Below are 15,724 nucleotides of genomic sequence, written 5' to 3'. Positions count from 1 at the left end.
GATCGCGGCCTGCTGAGGCGGACGGAACGGGGGGCACCACCCGGTGTGCGCTCCATGTCCCTCCCGCCTCCCCGGGCGGGCCGGGCCCGGCAGCCGTACCTCCGCCGAGTCCCCGTCCCGGGGAACTCCCCGCTCAACAGGAGATCCTGATCATGATTCGTATGCGTGCCGCCCGTACCGCGACCGCCGTGGCCGCTGCCGTGCTGCTTCCCCTGGTGCTGGCCGGGTGTTCCGACTCCGGCTCGGACACCAAGGCCGCTTCCACCCCCGCGTCCGAGGAGGCCGCCGAGGCCGACAAGGCCCCGGCGAGTGATGCGATGACACCCGGTCAGCCGTTCGGCCCGGCCTGTGCCGGAGTTCCGAAGGAGGGCGCGGGTTCCTTCGACGGAATGGCCAAGGACCCGGTCGCCACCGCCGCCTCCAACAACCCCGCCCTGTCCACGCTGGTCGCCGCGGTCAAGCAGGCCGGGCTGGTGGACACCCTGAACAACGCGCGGGGCATCACGGTGTTCGCTCCGACGAACGACGCCTTCGCGAAGATCCCGAAGGCCGACCTCGACAAGGTCCTCGCCGACAAGAAGCTGCTCACCGATATCCTCACCTACCACGTCGTTGGCCGGAACCTGACACCCGAGCAGCTGGCGAACGGCTCCTTCGAGACGCTGCAGAAGGGCGCGGTCACCACCAGCGGATCCGGCGAGTCGTACCGGGTCAACGACTCCGCCTCCGTCGTCTGCGGCAATGTCGGCACCTCCAACGCCACCGTCTACATCGTCGACACCGTGCTGATGCCCCAGTAGCCGGCACCTCTCAGCTCTCTGCGACGGCCGGTGGCCGGTGCCCCCTCTCTCCGGGGGTACCGGCCACCGGCCGTTTGCTGCCGCAGGCGGATGCGGTGCCATCCGGGCGGGGTACGGGTCCGAATGACCGTCAGAAGGGGACGCCATCGGGCTCTCCCCCAGCCAAGGCGGTCACCATGCTCACCCTCGCCCTGATCGGTCTGCTCGGCGGCCTCATCACCGCCGTCTCACCGTGCATCCTTCCCGTGCTCCCGGTCGTGTTCCTGGCCGGTGGCACAGACGGCGGCACGGCCGGGGAACCGTCACCGGCGGAGAGCGCGGGAAGAAGGGCCACCGGTACGGACCCGGCGGGCGCCGTCCTCCTCGAAGCGCCGTCCGGGGCGCCGCGCCCTCCGCGCAACCGCCGCCCGTACGCCGTGGTCGCCGGGCTCGTCCTGAGCTTCAGCTTCTTCACCCTGCTCGGCGTCACGATCATCTCCGCGCTCGGACTGCCCGAGGACATCCTGCGCCTCACCGGCCTGGCCCTGCTGATCCTGATCGGCCTCGGACTGGTCTTCCCTCCCGTGGAGCGGCTGCTGGAGAAGCCGTTCTCCCGGATCCCGCAGCGCCAGGTGAACAAGGAGGGCAGCGCGCTCGTTCTCGGGCTCGGCCTCGGAGTGCTCTACGTCCCCTGCGCCGGACCGGTCCTCGCCGCGATCACCGTCGCCGGTGCCCGCGGCGAGATCAGCGCGGACATCGTCGCCCTCACCCTCTCCTTCGCCGTCGGCACCGCGATCCCCCTGCTCGCCTTCGCGCTCGCCGGACGCCGTATCGCCGCACGGGTCGCCGCCTTCCGCACCCGGGCCCGCGGACTGCGGATCACCGCCGGACTGCTGATGATCGCGCTGGGCGCGGCGCTCGCCCTCGACCTCACCACCGCCCTCCAGCGGGCCCTGCCCGACTACACGGCCGCCGCCCAGCGGAAGGTCGAGGACAGCGGGATCGCCCGGCAGAAGCTGTCCGGTCTCTACGACGACTCCAACAAGGAACTCTCCCGCTGCGAGGACGGCGCCGACGAGCTGCGCTCCTGCGGTCAGGCCCCGCCCCTCGAAGGCATCGACTCCTGGCTGAACACCCCCGGCAACCGGCCCCTCGACCTCAAAAGCCTGCGCGGCAAGGTCGTCCTGGTCGACTTCTGGACCTACTCCTGCATCAACTGCCAGCGGGCCGCGCCGTATCTGCGCGACTGGGACCGCACCTACCGGGACTCGGGCCTGCGGATCATCGGCGTCCACTCACCCGAGTTCGTCTTCGAGAAGAAACGCGGCAACGTCGCCGAAGGCGCCCGGAAGCTCGGTGTCACCTGGCCCGTGGCCCTCGACAACGACCTCACCACCTGGAGCAACTACCGCAACCGCTTCTGGCCCGCCAAATACCTCATCGACGCCGAAGGCACCGTCCGCTACTTCAAGTTCGGCGAAGGCCAGTACGACCGGACCGAGACGATGATCCGGGACCTGCTCCGCCGGGCCGACCCCACCGTCACCCTCCCCGAACCCACCGGCCGCGCCGGGGACGACCTCACCGAGGACCGGACCCCGGAGACCTACCTCAGCACCCAGCGCATCCGCGGCTACACCGGTACTCCCCTGGTCGACGGCGAACCCACCGCGTACCGCTTCCCCGAGCGGCCCCTGCCCCTGAACCGCATCTCCCTCGACGGCATCTGGACCGCCGGATACGAACACTTCACCGCCGGTCCCGGCGCACGCCTCGCCCTCCGCTACCGGGCCCGCAACGCCAATCTCGTCCTCGCCGGAACCGGCACGGTCACCGTCCTCGTCGACGGCAAACCCGTCCGCACCCTCACCGTCTCCGGGGCACCGGCCCTCCACCGGCTCACCGACCACGAGAAGGCCCGCACGGCACACCTCGAACTCCGCTTCGGGACTGGTCTCCAGGCATACGCCCTGACCTTCGGCTGACCCGGCCGACGGAAAGTGGTGCGGATCGCCAGGGGGCTCACGGTGCCGGGCTCGGGGTACGGCGCGTGGTCGTCCATGACGCAGTGGTGTTGACCTGGGCCACCGTGGCCCGGGCCAGCTCCCGGTAGCGGTTCGCGATCGCTTCGGCCCGGGGGGCCGGGAGCGGCCCGCCGTGCTCCTCGGCCCGCGCGATGATCTCCTCCGGTCCCAGTTCCCGGTTGGCGAGCACGACGGCGTTGACGGTGGGCCGGCGGATGTCGTCGTAACGGCGGAGTGCGGTCACCGGGTCGTTCTCCCGGGCCAGACACCAGGCCAGTACCCGGGTGTCCACGATGGACTGCGATCCGCCGTTCATGCCCATGGGGAACATCGGATGGGCCGCGTCACCGAGCAGGGTGACCCGTCCGAAGCTCCAGCGGGGCAGCGGGTCGCGGTCGAGCATCGGATACTCGGCGATCACCGGGGAGCGCTCGGCCAGAACGGCCGGGTCGGTCAACGGGAGGCCCCAGGAGGTCAGCCGGGCCCGGGCTTCCTCCACGGTGATACGGCGGGGGAGGCCGCCCGAAAGCCGGGCGGACGGTCCGGGCCGTACCTCCAGCACCCAGTTCACCAGGGCTTCGTCGGCCTCGGCCGCCGGGTCACCGATCGGGTACGCGATGAACTTGTCGCCCGGGGTACCCCCGGCGACCACAATCGTTCGGCCGTCGAGGATCTGCGGGTGGGGTGCGACCCCGCGCCACATATGAACTCCGGTCCCGCGGGCGGGGCCTTCGTGCGGGTAGAGCCGGGCGCGGACCACCGAGTCGATGCCGTCGGCGCCGACCAGCACATCGGCGTCCCCGGTCACGGTCCGGCCGCTCGTCCGGTCCAGGAAGTGGGCCCGAACGCCGTTCGGGCTCTCCTCGAAGTGCTGAAAGCGCAGACCGGTACGGACCGCGTCCGGTCCCAGGCGGTCGCGTACCGCCGCCAGCAGCAGCGTCTGGAGGCGTCCCCGGTGCACGGAGTACTGCGGCCAGTGGTAGCCGGCGGCCGGTCCGAGGGGTTCCTCCCACACCACCCTGCCCGCGCGGTCGCGGTAGCTCAGCCGGTGCGGGGGCAGCGCGATGGCCGCGAGTTCATCGGCCAGGCCGAGTTCGGCGAGCTCACGGACGGCGTGCGGCAGCAGGTTGATTCCCACGCCGACCGCCTCGACGGACCGTGCAGCCTCGTACACCTGGGGGTCCCCACCGACAGCATGCAGGCTCAGGGCGCAGGTCAACCCGGCTATGCCCCCACCCACCACGGTTGTTCGCACCGCTCTGCCCCTGCCTCTCGCCGGGCCGCGCGGGCCTTCGCCCCACCCGTCGGCCGTGATGTGGATCGCGTTCCCGGGGAAACCCGACCCCGGCCGCGCGACTCCGCACCAGCGTGGGCCCACCGGCCCCGGAAGATCCAATACACAACGGTGATGGCAGCGGTCACCGGCCCTGATCGCGGGCATCGGCCGCGCCACCGCCGCCGGGGGGGCGAGCGGTGGCCCGGAGCTCGTGGCCCGATCGGAACTACTGGTGCAGGCAGACCACGTAGGACTGGAATCCACCGCCGAGGACGGTGACGGATGCCTGGGTCTGCCAACCGGTGGCCGCCACGCCCTGGGTGCCGGCACTCTTCGGGATCGGCGCGCTCTCGATGATGTTGATCGCGCTGAGGAGTCCGAAGGTGTCGTATCCGCCGCCGGTGGCCACGTCACCGGCGTTGCAGTTGGCCGTCGAGGTCACGCCGACACCGATGAGTACCGGGATGGCCTGGGGGCCCCTGATGACATAGGTGCTCAGCGCTGCCGGACCCTGCGGTCCCTGAGCGCCGGTGGACCCCTGGGTGCCTTGGGTGCCTTGCACGCCCTGTGCGCCGGTGGTGCCCTGCGTACCCTGGGTGCCCTGCGCACCGGTCGCGCCCTGCGTGCCGTTGGCGCCCTGCGCACCGGTTGCACCCTGGGTGCCCTGCGTACCCTGCGTGCCCTGCGCACCGTTGGCACCCTGAGTGCCGTTCGCACCCTGAGCGCCCTGCGTACCCTGGGCCCCGTTGGCGCCCTGAGTGCCCTGGGTTCCCTGCACACCCTGCGCGCCGGTCGCGCCGGTTGCGCCCTGGGTGCCCTGGGTGCCGTTGGCGCCCTGCGCACCGGTTGCTCCCTGGGTGCCTTGCGTGCCCTGCGTGCCCTGAGTGCCGTTCGCACCCTGAGCGCCCTGCGTACCCTGCGTGCCCTGGGCCCCGTCGCCGCCCTGGAAGCCCTGGAAGCCCTGAGTTCCCTGAGCACCGGCGGAACCCTGCGCACCGTTCGCACCCTGAGTGCCCTGCGTACCCTGCGTGCCTTGGGCTCCGTTGGTGCCCTGAGTGCCCTGAGTTCCCTGAGTTCCCTGGGTGCCCTGGGTCCCGTTCGCACCCTGAGCGCCCTGCGTACCCTGCGCTCCGGTGGCGCCCTGCGCCCCGGTCGTTCCCTGCGTGCCCTGCGTTCCCTGCGGACCCCGCGCACCGTTCGCGCCCTGCGGCCCCTGCTCCCCCGGGTCGCCCTGCGTACCCTGCGTGCCCTGCGGGCCCCTGGCGCCGTTCGCGCCCTGGGGGCCCTGCTCGCCGGTGTCGCCCTGGGCACCTTGCGCACCCTGCGGGCCCCGGCGTCCGTTGGCGCCCTGCGGGCCCTGCTCCCCCGGTTCGCCCTGCGCACCCTGCGTGCCCTGGGGGCCTTGGGGACCCTGCGGACCTCTCGGGCCCTGCGGGCCGCGGTGTTCCTTGCCGCCCTTGCCGCCGTCCTTGCCTTCACCGGTCATGACGGTGCGCTCGGCCTGTCCGTTCGACGACACGGCACCGTTCGGTCCCGGCACGCCCAGGCTGTGCCCGGGGCCGGAGCGCTCGATGGCATCGGCGACGGCCACCGCGCTCGGTACGACGTTGAGCACGGCGGTCAGGGTACCCACCGAAACCATGGTGACGGCTCTCACCCGGTTCCGGTTGATGGTTCTTCTGTTCACCCGAGTTCCTTTCGCGAGGAAAAGGCGGTGCCGGAGCGCGACGGCCGGACGAAAGGCAGCCGGAGGGCACCGCACGGCCGCCGTGAAGGGCAGCCGTTGATCTGACGACGCAATTTGTGCGACGTTCTTAGAGGATGATGAACCGGGTCAGTTTCAGCAGCGGGCCGAGTCGGCGGCGCATACGGCTCGCGGCGGCCCCGAATGTCACCCGAGTGGAGAGGCAATGCGGTGAACAGAATCAAACGGCCGTCAGTTCGCCGAGCGCCGGAATAGGGAGGCGTGGTGCTTCCTCTACGGTGGCCCTCATGGTTCGTCCTGAATTCCGGTCCCGCCCTCCGGGTGAAAGCCCCCTGCGGGGCAACCTCGGTGGGACCGCGCCGACCAGGCCGCCGGTAGGCCGTACGGGGGAAAGGCGCCCCGCTCCGCGTCCCATCAGAGGGAAAGGGGGGCGGGGAAGCGGGTCCGTACCGACACCGCGCCCCTGACTGCCCATGCGTGGAATTCTGCTGGCCGGTGGTACCGGATCGCGGCTCTGGCCGCTGACCCGTGCGGTCTCCAAACAGCTTCTGCCGGTCTTCGACAAGCCGATGGTCTATTACCCGCTCGCCACCCTGATTCTGGCGGGGGTGAGTGAGGTTCTCGTCATCACGACCCCGGAGCACCAGCAGCAGTTCCGGTCGCTGCTCGGGGACGGATCCCAGCTCGGTCTGCGCATCGACTACGCGACTCAGGAACGCCCGGAGGGAATCGCCCAGGCGTTTCTGCTGGGTTCCGGTTTCATCGGGGACGATTCGGTCGCGCTGATCCTCGGGGACAATATCTTCCACGGCTCGGGGCTCGGTGCTCGGCTGACGCGGGAGAGCCGGACGCACGGCGGCCATGTCTTCGCGTACCAGGTCGCGAACCCCTCGGCCTACGGCGTGGTCGAGTTCGACGACGACGGCAGGGCGCTGTCCATCGAGGAGAAGCCCGCAGTTCCGAGGTCCCGGTACGCCGTGCCCGGACTGTACTTCTACGACAACCGCGTCGTGGAGATCGCGCGCGGGCTGCGGCCCAGCGCCCGGGGCGAGCTGGAGATCACCGATCTCAACCGTGCCTATCTGGAGGCCGGTGAACTCCATGTGACCCGGCTGGACCGGGGCACCGCCTGGCTGGACACCGGGACCTTCACCTCCATGGTGCAGGCGTCGGAGTTCGTCCGGGTCGTCGAGGAGCGCCAGGGTCTCAAGATCGGCTGTGTGGAGGAAGCGGCCTGGCGGTCCGGCCTGATCGACGACGACCAGCTCCGCGCCCTGGCCCGGCCGCTCCTCACGAGCGGATACGGGCAGTACCTGCTGGACCTGCTGGACCACGACGGCCGGTGCTCCGTCGTCTCGCCGCGGGGCGGCGAATTGCAGAAAGAACCCGCCGTCGCCCGGCGAAAGGAGCACTACGGATGAGACCGCTGGGGATCGAAGGCGCCTGGGTGGACGACCCCCGGGTCCACTCGGACCGGAGGGGACGCTTCCATGAGTGGTTCAAGGCCGGGCCGTTCCATGAGCTGACCGGTCACCGGCTCGAACTGGAGCAGGCCAACTGCTCCCGGTCGAGCCTCGGCACCCTGCGGGGCATCCACTGCGCGGCGGTCCCGCCGGGGCAGGGCAAGTACGTGACGTGCGTCGGCGGAGCTGTGCTCGACGTGGTCGTGGACCTGCGCACCGGCTCCCCGACCTTCGGCGCCTGGGAGGCGGTGCGTCTGGACGACCGGGAGCACCGGGCCGTGTATCTGTCGGAGGGCCTCGGCCATGCGTTCATGGCGCTGGAGGAGGGTTCGGTCGTGGTCTACCTCTGCTCCCAGGGGTACGCGCCGGAGCGGGAGTTCGGGATTCACCCCTTCGATCCGGAGCTGGCGATCGACTGGCCCGCCGATCTCGTCCCGGAGCTGTCCGAGAAGGACGCCGCCGCGCCGACCCTGGCGGAGGCCCGGGGGCTGGGCCTGCTGCCCTCCTACGAGGAGTGCGTCGCGTACCGGCGGCGGCTGGGGTCCGGAACCCGGGGGGAAACATGCGTCTCCTGGTGACCGGCGGGGCCGGGTTCATCGGTTCGGAGTTCGTCCGACGCCTGCTGCGGGCCGATCCGTCGGCACGGGTCACGGTCTTCGACGCGCTCACCTATTCGGGGGTGGAGGCGAACCTCGCCTCCGTCGCGCACTGTCCCGGCTACCGCTTCGTCCGCGGCGACGTCTGCGATCCGGGTGCGGTCGACGAGGTGATGGCGGGTCAGGACGCGGTGGTGCACTTCGCGGCCGAATCGCATGTGGACCGGTCGATCCGGGGGGCCGGGCCCTTCGTCCGTACCAATGTCACCGGTACCCAGGTCCTGCTGGACGCGGCGCTGCGCCACCGTGTGGGCCGGTTCGTGCAGGTGTCGACGGACGAGGTGTACGGCTCCATCGGCGAGGGCTCGTGGACCGAGGAGTGGCCGCTCACGCCCAACTCCCCCTACTCCGCGTCCAAGGGCGCGGCCGATCTGCTCGCCCTCTCGTACCACCGCACCCACGGTCTGGACGTCGTGGTCACCCGGTGCACCAACAACTACGGCCCCCACCAGTTCCCCGAGAAGGTCGTTCCGCTGTTCATCACCCGTCTCCTCGACGGGCTGACCGTTCCCCTCTACGGCGACGGCCGCCATATCCGCGACTGGCTGCACGTCTCCGACCACTGCCGCGGTATCGAACTCGTCCTCCTGAGCGGCCGGCCCGGTGAGGTCTACCACATCGGCGGCGGCACCGAGCTGAGCAACCACAAGCTCACCGGGCTGCTCCTCGACGCCGTCGGCGCCGACTGGGACCGGGTCGTCGCGGTGCCCGACCGCAAGGGCCACGACCTGCGCTACTCCCTGGACGACAGCAAGATCCGGGAGCAGCTCGGCTATCTGCCGGTGGTGCCGTTCGCGGAGGGGCTCGCGGCCACGGTCGACTGGTACCGCGAGCACCGCCACTGGTGGGAGCCGCTCCGGGCCCGGTCGGAGCAGGCATGACAGGAACAGCGGCGACGGCGGGGAGCGTCCCGTGGCTGGTGACCGGCGCGGGCGGGATGCTCGGCCGGGACATCCTGGCGGAACTCGCCTCCGTTCCGGGCACCGAGGTCACGGGCCGGACCCGTAGCGAACTCGACATCACCGACCCGGGGGCCGTGCGTGCCGCCGTCGCCGCGCACCGTGTGGTGGTCAACTGCGCCGCCTGGACGGATGTGGACGGCGCCGAGGCGGACGAGGCGGCGGCGACCGCCGTCAACGGCACGGCCGTACGGCAGCTCGCACGGGCCTGCGCCGAAGCGGGTGCGGTCCTGCTGCACGTCTCCACCGACTACGTACTCCCCGGTGACGGCGGCCGCCCCTATGCCGAGGACGCGCAGACCGGGCCGCTCAACGCGTACGGCAGGGGCAAGCTGCTCGGGGAGCGCGCGGTGGCCGAACTCCTCCCGGACACCGGCTACACCGTGCGTACCGCCTGGCTGTACGGCACCCACGGCCGCAGCTTTGTGGCGACGATGCTCGAACTGGCCTGCCGGAGGGCGACCGTGGACGTGGTCGCGGACCAGTACGGCCAGCCCACCTCGTCGTCGGCGCTCGCCCGGCAGCTGGCCGCGCTGGGCCGGGCGGCGCTCGCCGGACGGGCCCCGGCGGGCGTCTACCACGGTACGGCTGCGGGGGCCACGACCTGGTACGGGCTGGCCCGGGAGGTGTACCGGCTGGGCGGGCTCGACCCCGGGCGGCTGCGCCCCGTCGGCTCGGCCGCTTTCCCGCGGCCCGCGGTCCGGCCGTCGTACGGGGTGCTGGGGCACGGCGGCTGGGCGCGCGCCGGGCTCCCCTGCCAGCCGGAGTGGCGGGACCAGCTGGCGGCGGCCCTGGACACTCCGGGGTTCGCGGAACGGGTGGCCGCCGCTCGGGCCGCGGCCACCGCTCTCACTCCGGTGTGACAGCCGCTGCCCTCATCCCGCCGTGACGGCCTCGGCGCGGGCCCCGGTACCGGCCCGGACCAGCAGTGGTCCGCCGCAGCGGGTCGCGCCCTCCTTCATGGCGATGAGGTTCGCCACCACGTAGGAGATGTTGTTCGAGGAGTGCCACTCGGTCGGGAAGTACGTCACCAGCCGGGAGCTCTGGAACCGCGCCTCGATTTCGGGGACGAACGCCCGGTACTGGTCGTCCGTGTAGTACCAGAAGGAGTTCTCGTTGTAGAACGCGACGTGGGTGGGGTCCTGGTAGGCCCCGCGCCCGTCCGAGCTGGGCGTGGTGGTCAGCAGCATTCCGCCGGGTGCGAGCAGCCGGTACAGCTCGTTGATCAGCGGCACCTTCGCGGGTACGTGCTCCAGGAAGTCGACCGCGCGGATCAGTCCGACCGAGTCGTCGGGCAGGTCCAGCGGGTCGGGCAGCGTGGCCACGATGTCGACGCCGTCCCCCGGGTGCTGGTCCACGCCGAGATAGCCCGGGGGCTTCCGGTGGGCCGCGCCGAGGTCGAGCGCGAGCAGCCCGCGGCGCCGGCTCCAGGCCAGGGCGTTGGCTTCGACGTACTTGTCGTAGAGGGCGACCGTCTCCTGCTGGATGTGTGCGTTGACCTGGGCGTCGCGCTGGGTGTTCCCGGCGTGCATGCGCTGGAGGTAGAGGCAGCGTTCGATGTGGTGGAAGTCGCCGGCCTGGAACAGCCGGCACATCAGGTCCTGGTCGTCGAGGACCGTGCGGGTGGCGTCGTAGCCGCCGACCTTCGTGTAGGCGTCCCGGCGGAAGGCGCGGACGTGGTTGGGGGCGTACCAGATGTACGAGACGTTGTGCGGCGTGGGTGCCATGGTCCTGGCGGCCAGCAGTTGCCGGCCGTCGACGAGGACCTCCTCGTACTGCCAGCCGTACTCCTCGTTGAACCGGGAGTCGTCCCGCCCGCCGTCCTCGGTGATCTGGGCGGTGTTGCTGTAGGCGAAGACCGCGTCCGGGTTCTCGTCGAACGCCCGGGCCAGTTCGGCCAGGCAGTCGCGGGCCAGCAGGTCGTCGTGGTCGAGTTCCACGAGGATCTCGCCGCGGGCGAGTTCGCAGGCCCGGCGCTTGGCCGCGCCGACGCCCCGGAGCTCGTCGGCGATCTCCACGCGGACCCGCTCGTCGGGCTGTTCGGGCCGCCACCTGGCGCCGTTGTTGAGGAGGACGATCCACTCCCAGTCCCCGCAGGACTGCGCCTGGAGGGTCTCCAGGCACTCGTCCAGGAACCGGGGCCGGTGGCTGGGGGTGAAGACGGAGAATCTGGGGGTCGCGGTCGGCGTCATCTGGGGCTACCTGCCTCGGTGTCGGAGTTCACGGCGGCTTCGGCGCTCTCACCGGATGCGGGGCGGAAGGCCGCCGGGACCTGGGAGCGCAGGGCGGGGTCGAGCCCGACGGCCCGGTGATAGGCGTTCCGTGCCTCGTCCTCCCGGCCCTTGCGGGCCAGGATCTCGCCGATGTGGAAGTGGGCGGTGGAGGCCTTCGGGTCGGCGGCGACGGCCCGCCGCAGAAGTCCGAGCGCCTTGTCGGGGTCGCTCGCCTTGAGCAGCAGGGCCTTGTTGAAGAGTGCGGAGGGGTATGCGGAGTCGGCCTTGAGGGCCGCGTCGTAGGCCCGGTGGGCGTCCGATCTGCGTCCCTGGTCCTGGGCCAGGACGCCCAGGTTGTACCAGGCGAGTTTGTTCTCCGGGTCCAGGGCCAGGACGTGTTCGAAAGCGGCCTTCGCCTGGGGGAGGTCCCGGTGCCGGAAGTGCAGCAGACCGGACTCCAGCAGGGCGTCGGTCCTGATTTCGCTGTTCACGCCGTCGGCGGCGGCACCTTCGGCGGCCGGGCCCGCATGCGTCATGACGGCCCAGACGAGTCCGCCGACGACGAGCGTGAGTGCCGCGCCGACGGCCATCCAGATACTTCGCATGCGCCACCGCTCAGGTCGATATCCGATACGGCGGTCAAGGTAACGACGCGGGTGCCGTGCCGTCAGCTCTCAGGGCTACGGCTTCCCGTAGACCACTCGAACGTACGCAAAGTGAGCCGGACCGGGCTCCGTACGGCCTCCGATCCTTGCCGCGGCCTTCTGAAAACGGAGCGGGAAAGTTCATGGAAAGCTCCGGGAAAGTTCATGGAAATCCCTTGGAAAGAACGCCGGGAAATACTGACGGAGGAAACGGGGCGGCAGACCGAGCCACCCCCTCAGGAAAGAGAGAGCGATATGTCGAAGACGCTGCGCATGCTCGCGGACAAGCTTCTCCCCCAGACCTACGCGGAGGCCGCTGCCCGCTGCCCCAAGTCCTGCTGGAAGGACACCGCCGGGTCCGGCAGCCAGGGCTACGTCCGGCACTGCTGCCAGTACGAGGACTGCAAGATCCGCTGTAGCTGATTGACCGGGGCGGCCACCGTGATCCGCCGGGTCACGGTGGCCGCCCGGCCCGGACGGCCGGCAACCCGCTGAGGAAAGATGCAAGCGATAGGCGCATTCGGCCAGATCTGTCTGGCGGCGGTATTCGTATGGTCAGCCGTACTGAAATTCCGCGATCTCCGCACATTCCAACGGCACATCGTACTGACCGTGCCCGCTTTCGGGCGCTCCGCCTTTGCGGTGGCACTGGCGATACCCGTACTGGAGGTCGGCATCGCGCTCGCGCTGTTCCTGCGCCATCCGGTGTGGGCCGGTTTCGGCGCGGCAGGACTGATGCTTCTCGCATTCACCGTGTACCTGTGGCGGATTCTGCGTTCGCGCCCGGGGGTTTCCTGCGGCTGCGTCGGCAGTGCGGGCAGCGAGGTCTCGGCGGCGCATCTCGTACGGAACGCCGTCCTGCTGGTGATCTGTGCCGGCGCCTGGTGGGCGACCGCCTCGTCGGAAGGCCCGGGGCCGGTCGACTATGCGCTGGTCGCGGCGCCCGCGGCCGTCGTCGGTGTGACCCTGCTTCATCTCGGCGAACTCGCCGCTCTGTTCCGTTTCTCCCAGAAGAACTGACACGAAGGATGCACACATGGGCATCGCGCTCTCCGCAGTCGCCCTGTTGGTGGCCTCAGTCGCATGCGCGCTTTCCCTGGCCGTTGCGCTGCGGGTGAAGAAGATTCTCGACCCCTGGGTCGCGGAGCGGGTGGCGGGCGGTCCGCCGCCGTTCTCCCCGCTGCCCGGTACCGTCGTTCCCGCGGTGCCCGCGCTGACAGACGCCGACGGTACGGCCGTCGAGCTTCCGCTCGGCGACGGGGCGCCCTGGGTGCTGACCTTCCAGTCGGCCGAGTGCGACGGCTGCAAGGAACAGCTGCCGGTGCTGAAGGAGTTCCTCGCGGAGACGGGTGTGGACGAGAGCCGGGTCTTCTCCGTCATCGGCGGGGACGCGTCGGGTACCGATTTCTATCGGTCGGAGCTGAACGGGCTGAGCCGGGTCTTCCCCGAGGGCGGGACCGCGGCGGAGCTGAAGAAGGAACTCGGCGTGGTCATCTTCCCCACGTACATCGTCGTCGACGGCGGGGGAACCGTCGCGGTCGCCACCGCGGACTCCGGGCGGCTCATGGAGGCCGGAGGCGGAGTCCTCGCGCCCGTGGCCGTCGGCGGCTGACGCGGTATGCCGCAGGAGAACTCGCGGGCGGGCGCCCCGGCCCGCCGCCGGACGCCCGGGCCCGGACGGCATCTTCCCGCCGCTCTGAAGCTGAGCTGGAGCGCGGCCCCGGGGAAGGTGGCCGCCTATGCGGCGCTGGGTCTGCTGACCGGTGTGCTGCCGGTCGCCCTGGGCTGGCTGACCAAGCTGACCCTGGACGCGCTGACCCGGGGCGGACCGGCCGGGACGCTGACCGGGCTCGTCGCCGGGCTGGCCCTCTGCGGTATCGCCCAGGCGGTGGTTCCGCAGGCCGCCGGGTATCTCCGGGCCGAGCTGGAGCGGGCCACCACCGTCGTCGCGCAGGGCGGGCTCTTCCGGTCCGTGGGCAGGTCGGTCGGTATGTCGCGGTTCGAGGATCCGGTGTTCCTGGACCGGCTGCGGCTGGCGAAGCAGTCCGGCAAGACCTCGCCGAACCAGGTGCTCGACGGGGCGCTGGGGCTGCTCCGTTCCGGCGTCACGATCGGCGGCTTCCTGGGCTCCTTGCTGGTCCTGGCACCGGTCATGAGCGTGTTCCTGCTGGCCGCCGCGGTGCCGGTGCTGGCGGCGGAGATCATGCTGTCGCGCCGTCGGGCGGACATGCTGTGGCGGATCGGGCCGCGGGAGCGGCGCGAGATCTTCTACGACCAGTTGCTGTCCAGCGCGGACGCGGCCAAGGAGGTCCGGCTGTTCGGGATCGGGGGCTTCCTCCTCGGCCGGATGCAGCAGGAGCGGCTGGCGGCGAACGCGGAGCAGCGGTCGACGGACCGGCGTGAGCTGCGCACCCAGTCGCTGCTGGCGCTCCTGGCGGCCGTGGTCTCGGGCGCGGGCCTCGCCTGGGCCGTACACGCCGCGCTGAAGGGCACTTTGACGACGGGAGACGTGGTCATCTTCATCGCCGCGGTGACGGGGGTCCAGGCGGCCGTCGCCCAGTTGGCGGCCGATGCGGCGGGCGCGCACCAGGCACTGACCCTGTTCGGGCACTATCACGCCGTGATGACCATGCCGCCCGATCTGGTCCGGGCCGAGCAGCCCCGGGCGCTCGCCTCACCGGCGGGCGACATCGAACTCCGGGACGTCTGGTTCCGATATGCGGACGACCAGCCGTGGATTCTCCGCGGGGTGGACCTCAGGATCCCCGCGGGCCGGAGTCTCGCCCTGGTCGGCCTGAACGGTGCGGGCAAATCGACCCTGGTCAAGCTGCTCTGCCGGTTCTACGACCCGACCCGGGGTGCCGTCCTGTGGGGCGGTGTGGACATCCGGGACGTCGCGCCGGAGGAGCTGCGGCAGCGGATGAGCGCGGTCTTCCAGGACTATATGGACTACGACCTGACGGCAGGCGAGAACATCGCGGTCGGGGACCTCACGGCCCTGGACGATCCCGCGCGTCTGGTCCGGGCCGCGGAGCGGGCGGGGGTGCACAAGACGGTCGCCGCGCTCCCCCGGGGCTACGAGACCATGGTGACGCGCACCTTCTTCCAGGACTGCGGCGAAGCCGCATCCGAAGATTCCGAGTCCGAAGCCGAAGACAAGAACGACACGACCGGGGTGCTTCTGTCCGGCGGCCAGTTCCAGCGTCTGGCGCTGGCCCGGGCGCTGCTGCGGGAGGGGCGCGATCTGCTGATCCTCGACGAGCCCGCGTCCGGGCTCGACGCGGAGGCCGAGTACGCCCTGCACACGGGGCTGCGGGAGTTCCGGGCGCGCCGGACCAGCGTCCTCATCTCGCACCGGCTGGGTTCCGTGCGGGACGCCGACCGTATCGTCGTGCTGTCCGAGGGCCGGATCACGGAGGAGGGGGACCATGCCTCCCTGATGGCCGGTGGGGGCGAGTACGCCCGCCTGTTCACCCTTCAGGCCTCCGGATACCAGGGCGAATCGGACGAGGCGCCGATGGCGGGAGCCGCGCTGTGAGCCGGGGAGCCGTCATCGCCGCCGCGACGGCCGCGTCCGGCGCGGCAGGCTGGGTGCTGTGGTCGCTGCGCCGCCGGTATGTGGCGGTCACGGTCCGGGGGCCGAGTATGGAGCCGGCCTTCCGGCCCGGGGACCGGGTGATCGTACGGCGGGGCGCGACGCCCCGGCGCGGGAGCGTCGTCGTGGTCGAGCAGCCCAGTGGCGAGGACCGTCTCAGGGGGGTTCCCTCGGCCCGCCCGGGGCCGGGGCGCGCCGCGGTGGACGGGCACCGGTGGGTCATCAAGCGGGTGGAGGCCGGTCCTGGTGATCTCCGGGTGACGGACTCCGGGGAGACGGAGCGGATTCCGCCCGGCTGCCTGTATCTGCTGGGGGACAATCCGCCGTTCAGCGTGGACTCCCGGCAGCTCGGCCTGTTCTCGGCGGACCGGGTGCTCGGGGTCGTACGGCGACGGATCTGAGCCGGGGAG

15 protein-coding genes are annotated in these 15,724 nt (G+C 71.2%); 11 read left to right on the top strand and 4 right to left on the bottom strand.

The window, feature by feature from the left end; all coding sequences use genetic code 11:
• The first annotated feature begins 152 nt into the window (after positions 1 to 152).
• A complete protein-coding gene (locus B7R87_RS26090) occupies positions 153 to 800 on the top strand; it encodes a fasciclin domain-containing protein (RefSeq protein WP_040913824.1) in 648 nt (215 codons plus the stop codon).
• Positions 801 to 976: 176 nt separating this feature from the next.
• Entirely contained in the window at positions 977 to 2,764 is a 1,788-nt protein-coding gene (locus B7R87_RS26085; protein WP_006346046.1) for a cytochrome c biogenesis protein DipZ, read from the top strand.
• A gap of 37 nt (positions 2,765 to 2,801) precedes the next feature.
• On the opposite strand, the gene B7R87_RS26080 is transcribed toward B7R87_RS26085, so the two are convergent.
• Positions 2,802 to 4,058 carry an FAD-dependent monooxygenase gene (locus B7R87_RS26080; protein WP_187144528.1) on the bottom strand — a complete coding sequence of 419 codons (1,257 nt, stop codon included), beginning with the start codon at positions 4,056 to 4,058 and terminating at the stop codon, positions 2,802 to 2,804.
• Between the two features lie 247 nt (positions 4,059 to 4,305).
• Complete coding sequence (locus B7R87_RS26075; protein WP_198965079.1) at positions 4,306 to 5,766, bottom strand: collagen-like protein; 1,461 nt, start codon at positions 5,764 to 5,766, stop codon at positions 4,306 to 4,308.
• 491 nt (positions 5,767 to 6,257) lie between these two features.
• On the opposite strand from B7R87_RS26075, the gene rfbA reads away from it, so the two are divergent.
• The 4 genes from rfbA to rfbD are packed head-to-tail and all read left to right on the top strand — an operon-like array spanning position 6,258 to position 9,725.
• Complete coding sequence (rfbA, locus tag B7R87_RS26070) at positions 6,258 to 7,205, top strand: glucose-1-phosphate thymidylyltransferase RfbA (protein ID WP_006346049.1); 948 nt, start codon at positions 6,258 to 6,260, stop codon at positions 7,203 to 7,205.
• Complete coding sequence (locus B7R87_RS26065) at positions 7,202 to 7,825, top strand: dTDP-4-dehydrorhamnose 3,5-epimerase family protein (RefSeq protein WP_006346050.1); 624 nt, start codon at positions 7,202 to 7,204, stop codon at positions 7,823 to 7,825. The genes rfbA and B7R87_RS26065 overlap by 4 nt, the downstream gene beginning before the upstream one ends.
• Positions 7,810 to 8,784, top strand: a complete 975-nt coding sequence (gene rfbB, locus B7R87_RS26060) for a dTDP-glucose 4,6-dehydratase (protein ID WP_006346051.1) — start codon at positions 7,810 to 7,812, stop codon at positions 8,782 to 8,784. The genes B7R87_RS26065 and rfbB overlap by 16 nt, the downstream gene beginning before the upstream one ends.
• Entirely contained in the window at positions 8,781 to 9,725 is a 945-nt protein-coding gene (gene rfbD, locus B7R87_RS26055; RefSeq protein ID WP_045852814.1) for a dTDP-4-dehydrorhamnose reductase, read from the top strand. The genes rfbB and rfbD overlap by 4 nt, the downstream gene beginning before the upstream one ends.
• Before the next feature lie 12 nt (positions 9,726 to 9,737).
• Here the strand turns inward: rfbD and B7R87_RS26050 are convergent, their stop codons facing one another.
• Both B7R87_RS26050 and B7R87_RS26045 read right to left on the bottom strand, forming a co-directional pair.
• On the bottom strand, positions 9,738 to 11,054 hold the full coding sequence (locus B7R87_RS26050) for a glycosyltransferase (RefSeq protein WP_006346053.1): 1,317 nt from the start codon (positions 11,052 to 11,054) through the stop codon (positions 9,738 to 9,740).
• Positions 11,051 to 11,680, bottom strand: coding sequence for a tetratricopeptide repeat protein (locus tag B7R87_RS26045; RefSeq protein ID WP_078902094.1), 630 nt, complete (start codon positions 11,678 to 11,680; stop codon positions 11,051 to 11,053). The genes B7R87_RS26050 and B7R87_RS26045 overlap by 4 nt, the downstream gene beginning before the upstream one ends.
• A 294-nt stretch (positions 11,681 to 11,974) precedes the next feature.
• Here B7R87_RS26045 and B7R87_RS26040 point away from each other — a divergent pair, with 294 nt between their 5' ends.
• The 5 genes from B7R87_RS26040 (at position 11,975) to lepB (ending at position 15,715) form a co-directional block, all read left to right on the top strand.
• On the top strand, positions 11,975 to 12,142 hold the full coding sequence (locus B7R87_RS26040; protein WP_157997805.1) for a hypothetical protein: 168 nt from the start codon (positions 11,975 to 11,977) through the stop codon (positions 12,140 to 12,142).
• A 78-nt stretch (positions 12,143 to 12,220) separates the two neighbouring features.
• Complete coding sequence (locus B7R87_RS26035) at positions 12,221 to 12,739, top strand: MauE/DoxX family redox-associated membrane protein (RefSeq protein WP_006346055.1); 519 nt, start codon at positions 12,221 to 12,223, stop codon at positions 12,737 to 12,739.
• Between the two features lie 16 nt (positions 12,740 to 12,755).
• Positions 12,756 to 13,331, top strand: a complete 576-nt coding sequence (locus B7R87_RS26030) for a TlpA family protein disulfide reductase (RefSeq protein ID WP_006346056.1) — start codon at positions 12,756 to 12,758, stop codon at positions 13,329 to 13,331.
• A 6-nt stretch (positions 13,332 to 13,337) separates the two neighbouring features.
• Positions 13,338 to 15,257, top strand: coding sequence for an ABC transporter ATP-binding protein (locus B7R87_RS26025; protein ID WP_006346057.1), 1,920 nt, complete (start codon positions 13,338 to 13,340; stop codon positions 15,255 to 15,257).
• Positions 15,254 to 15,715: a signal peptidase I gene (gene lepB / locus B7R87_RS26020; protein WP_006346058.1), complete on the top strand. Its 462-nt coding sequence runs from the start codon at positions 15,254 to 15,256 to the stop codon at positions 15,713 to 15,715. Before B7R87_RS26025 ends, lepB begins: the two co-directional genes overlap by 4 nt.
• Positions 15,716 to 15,724 lie beyond the last annotated feature (9 nt).

The sequence above is a fragment of the Streptomyces tsukubensis genome, from assembly GCF_003932715.1.
Lineage (GTDB): Bacteria > Actinomycetota > Actinomycetes > Streptomycetales > Streptomycetaceae > Streptomyces > Streptomyces tsukubensis.
This window is presented reverse-complemented; position numbering and strand designations above follow the sequence as displayed.

Coding starts and splice junctions, on each gene's coding strand:
- B7R87_RS26090 (WP_040913824.1), top strand. CDS start 153: ATGATTCGTATGCGTGCCGCCCGTACCGCGACCGCCGTGGCCGCTGCC.
- B7R87_RS26085 (WP_006346046.1), top strand. CDS start 977: ATGCTCACCCTCGCCCTGATCGGTCTGCTCGGCGGCCTCATCACCGCC.
- rfbA (WP_006346049.1), top strand. CDS start 6,258: ATGCGTGGAATTCTGCTGGCCGGTGGTACCGGATCGCGGCTCTGGCCG.
- B7R87_RS26065 (WP_006346050.1), top strand. CDS start 7,202: ATGAGACCGCTGGGGATCGAAGGCGCCTGGGTGGACGACCCCCGGGTC.
- rfbB (WP_006346051.1), top strand. CDS start 7,810: ATGCGTCTCCTGGTGACCGGCGGGGCCGGGTTCATCGGTTCGGAGTTC.
- rfbD (WP_045852814.1), top strand. CDS start 8,781: ATGACAGGAACAGCGGCGACGGCGGGGAGCGTCCCGTGGCTGGTGACC.
- B7R87_RS26050 (WP_006346053.1), bottom strand. CDS start 11,054: ATGACGCCGACCGCGACCCCCAGATTCTCCGTCTTCACCCCCAGCCAC.
- B7R87_RS26045 (WP_078902094.1), bottom strand. CDS start 11,680: ATGCGAAGTATCTGGATGGCCGTCGGCGCGGCACTCACGCTCGTCGTC.
- B7R87_RS26040 (WP_157997805.1), top strand. CDS start 11,975: ATGTCGAAGACGCTGCGCATGCTCGCGGACAAGCTTCTCCCCCAGACC.
- B7R87_RS26035 (WP_006346055.1), top strand. CDS start 12,221: ATGCAAGCGATAGGCGCATTCGGCCAGATCTGTCTGGCGGCGGTATTC.
- B7R87_RS26030 (WP_006346056.1), top strand. CDS start 12,756: ATGGGCATCGCGCTCTCCGCAGTCGCCCTGTTGGTGGCCTCAGTCGCA.
- B7R87_RS26025 (WP_006346057.1), top strand. CDS start 13,338: ATGCCGCAGGAGAACTCGCGGGCGGGCGCCCCGGCCCGCCGCCGGACG.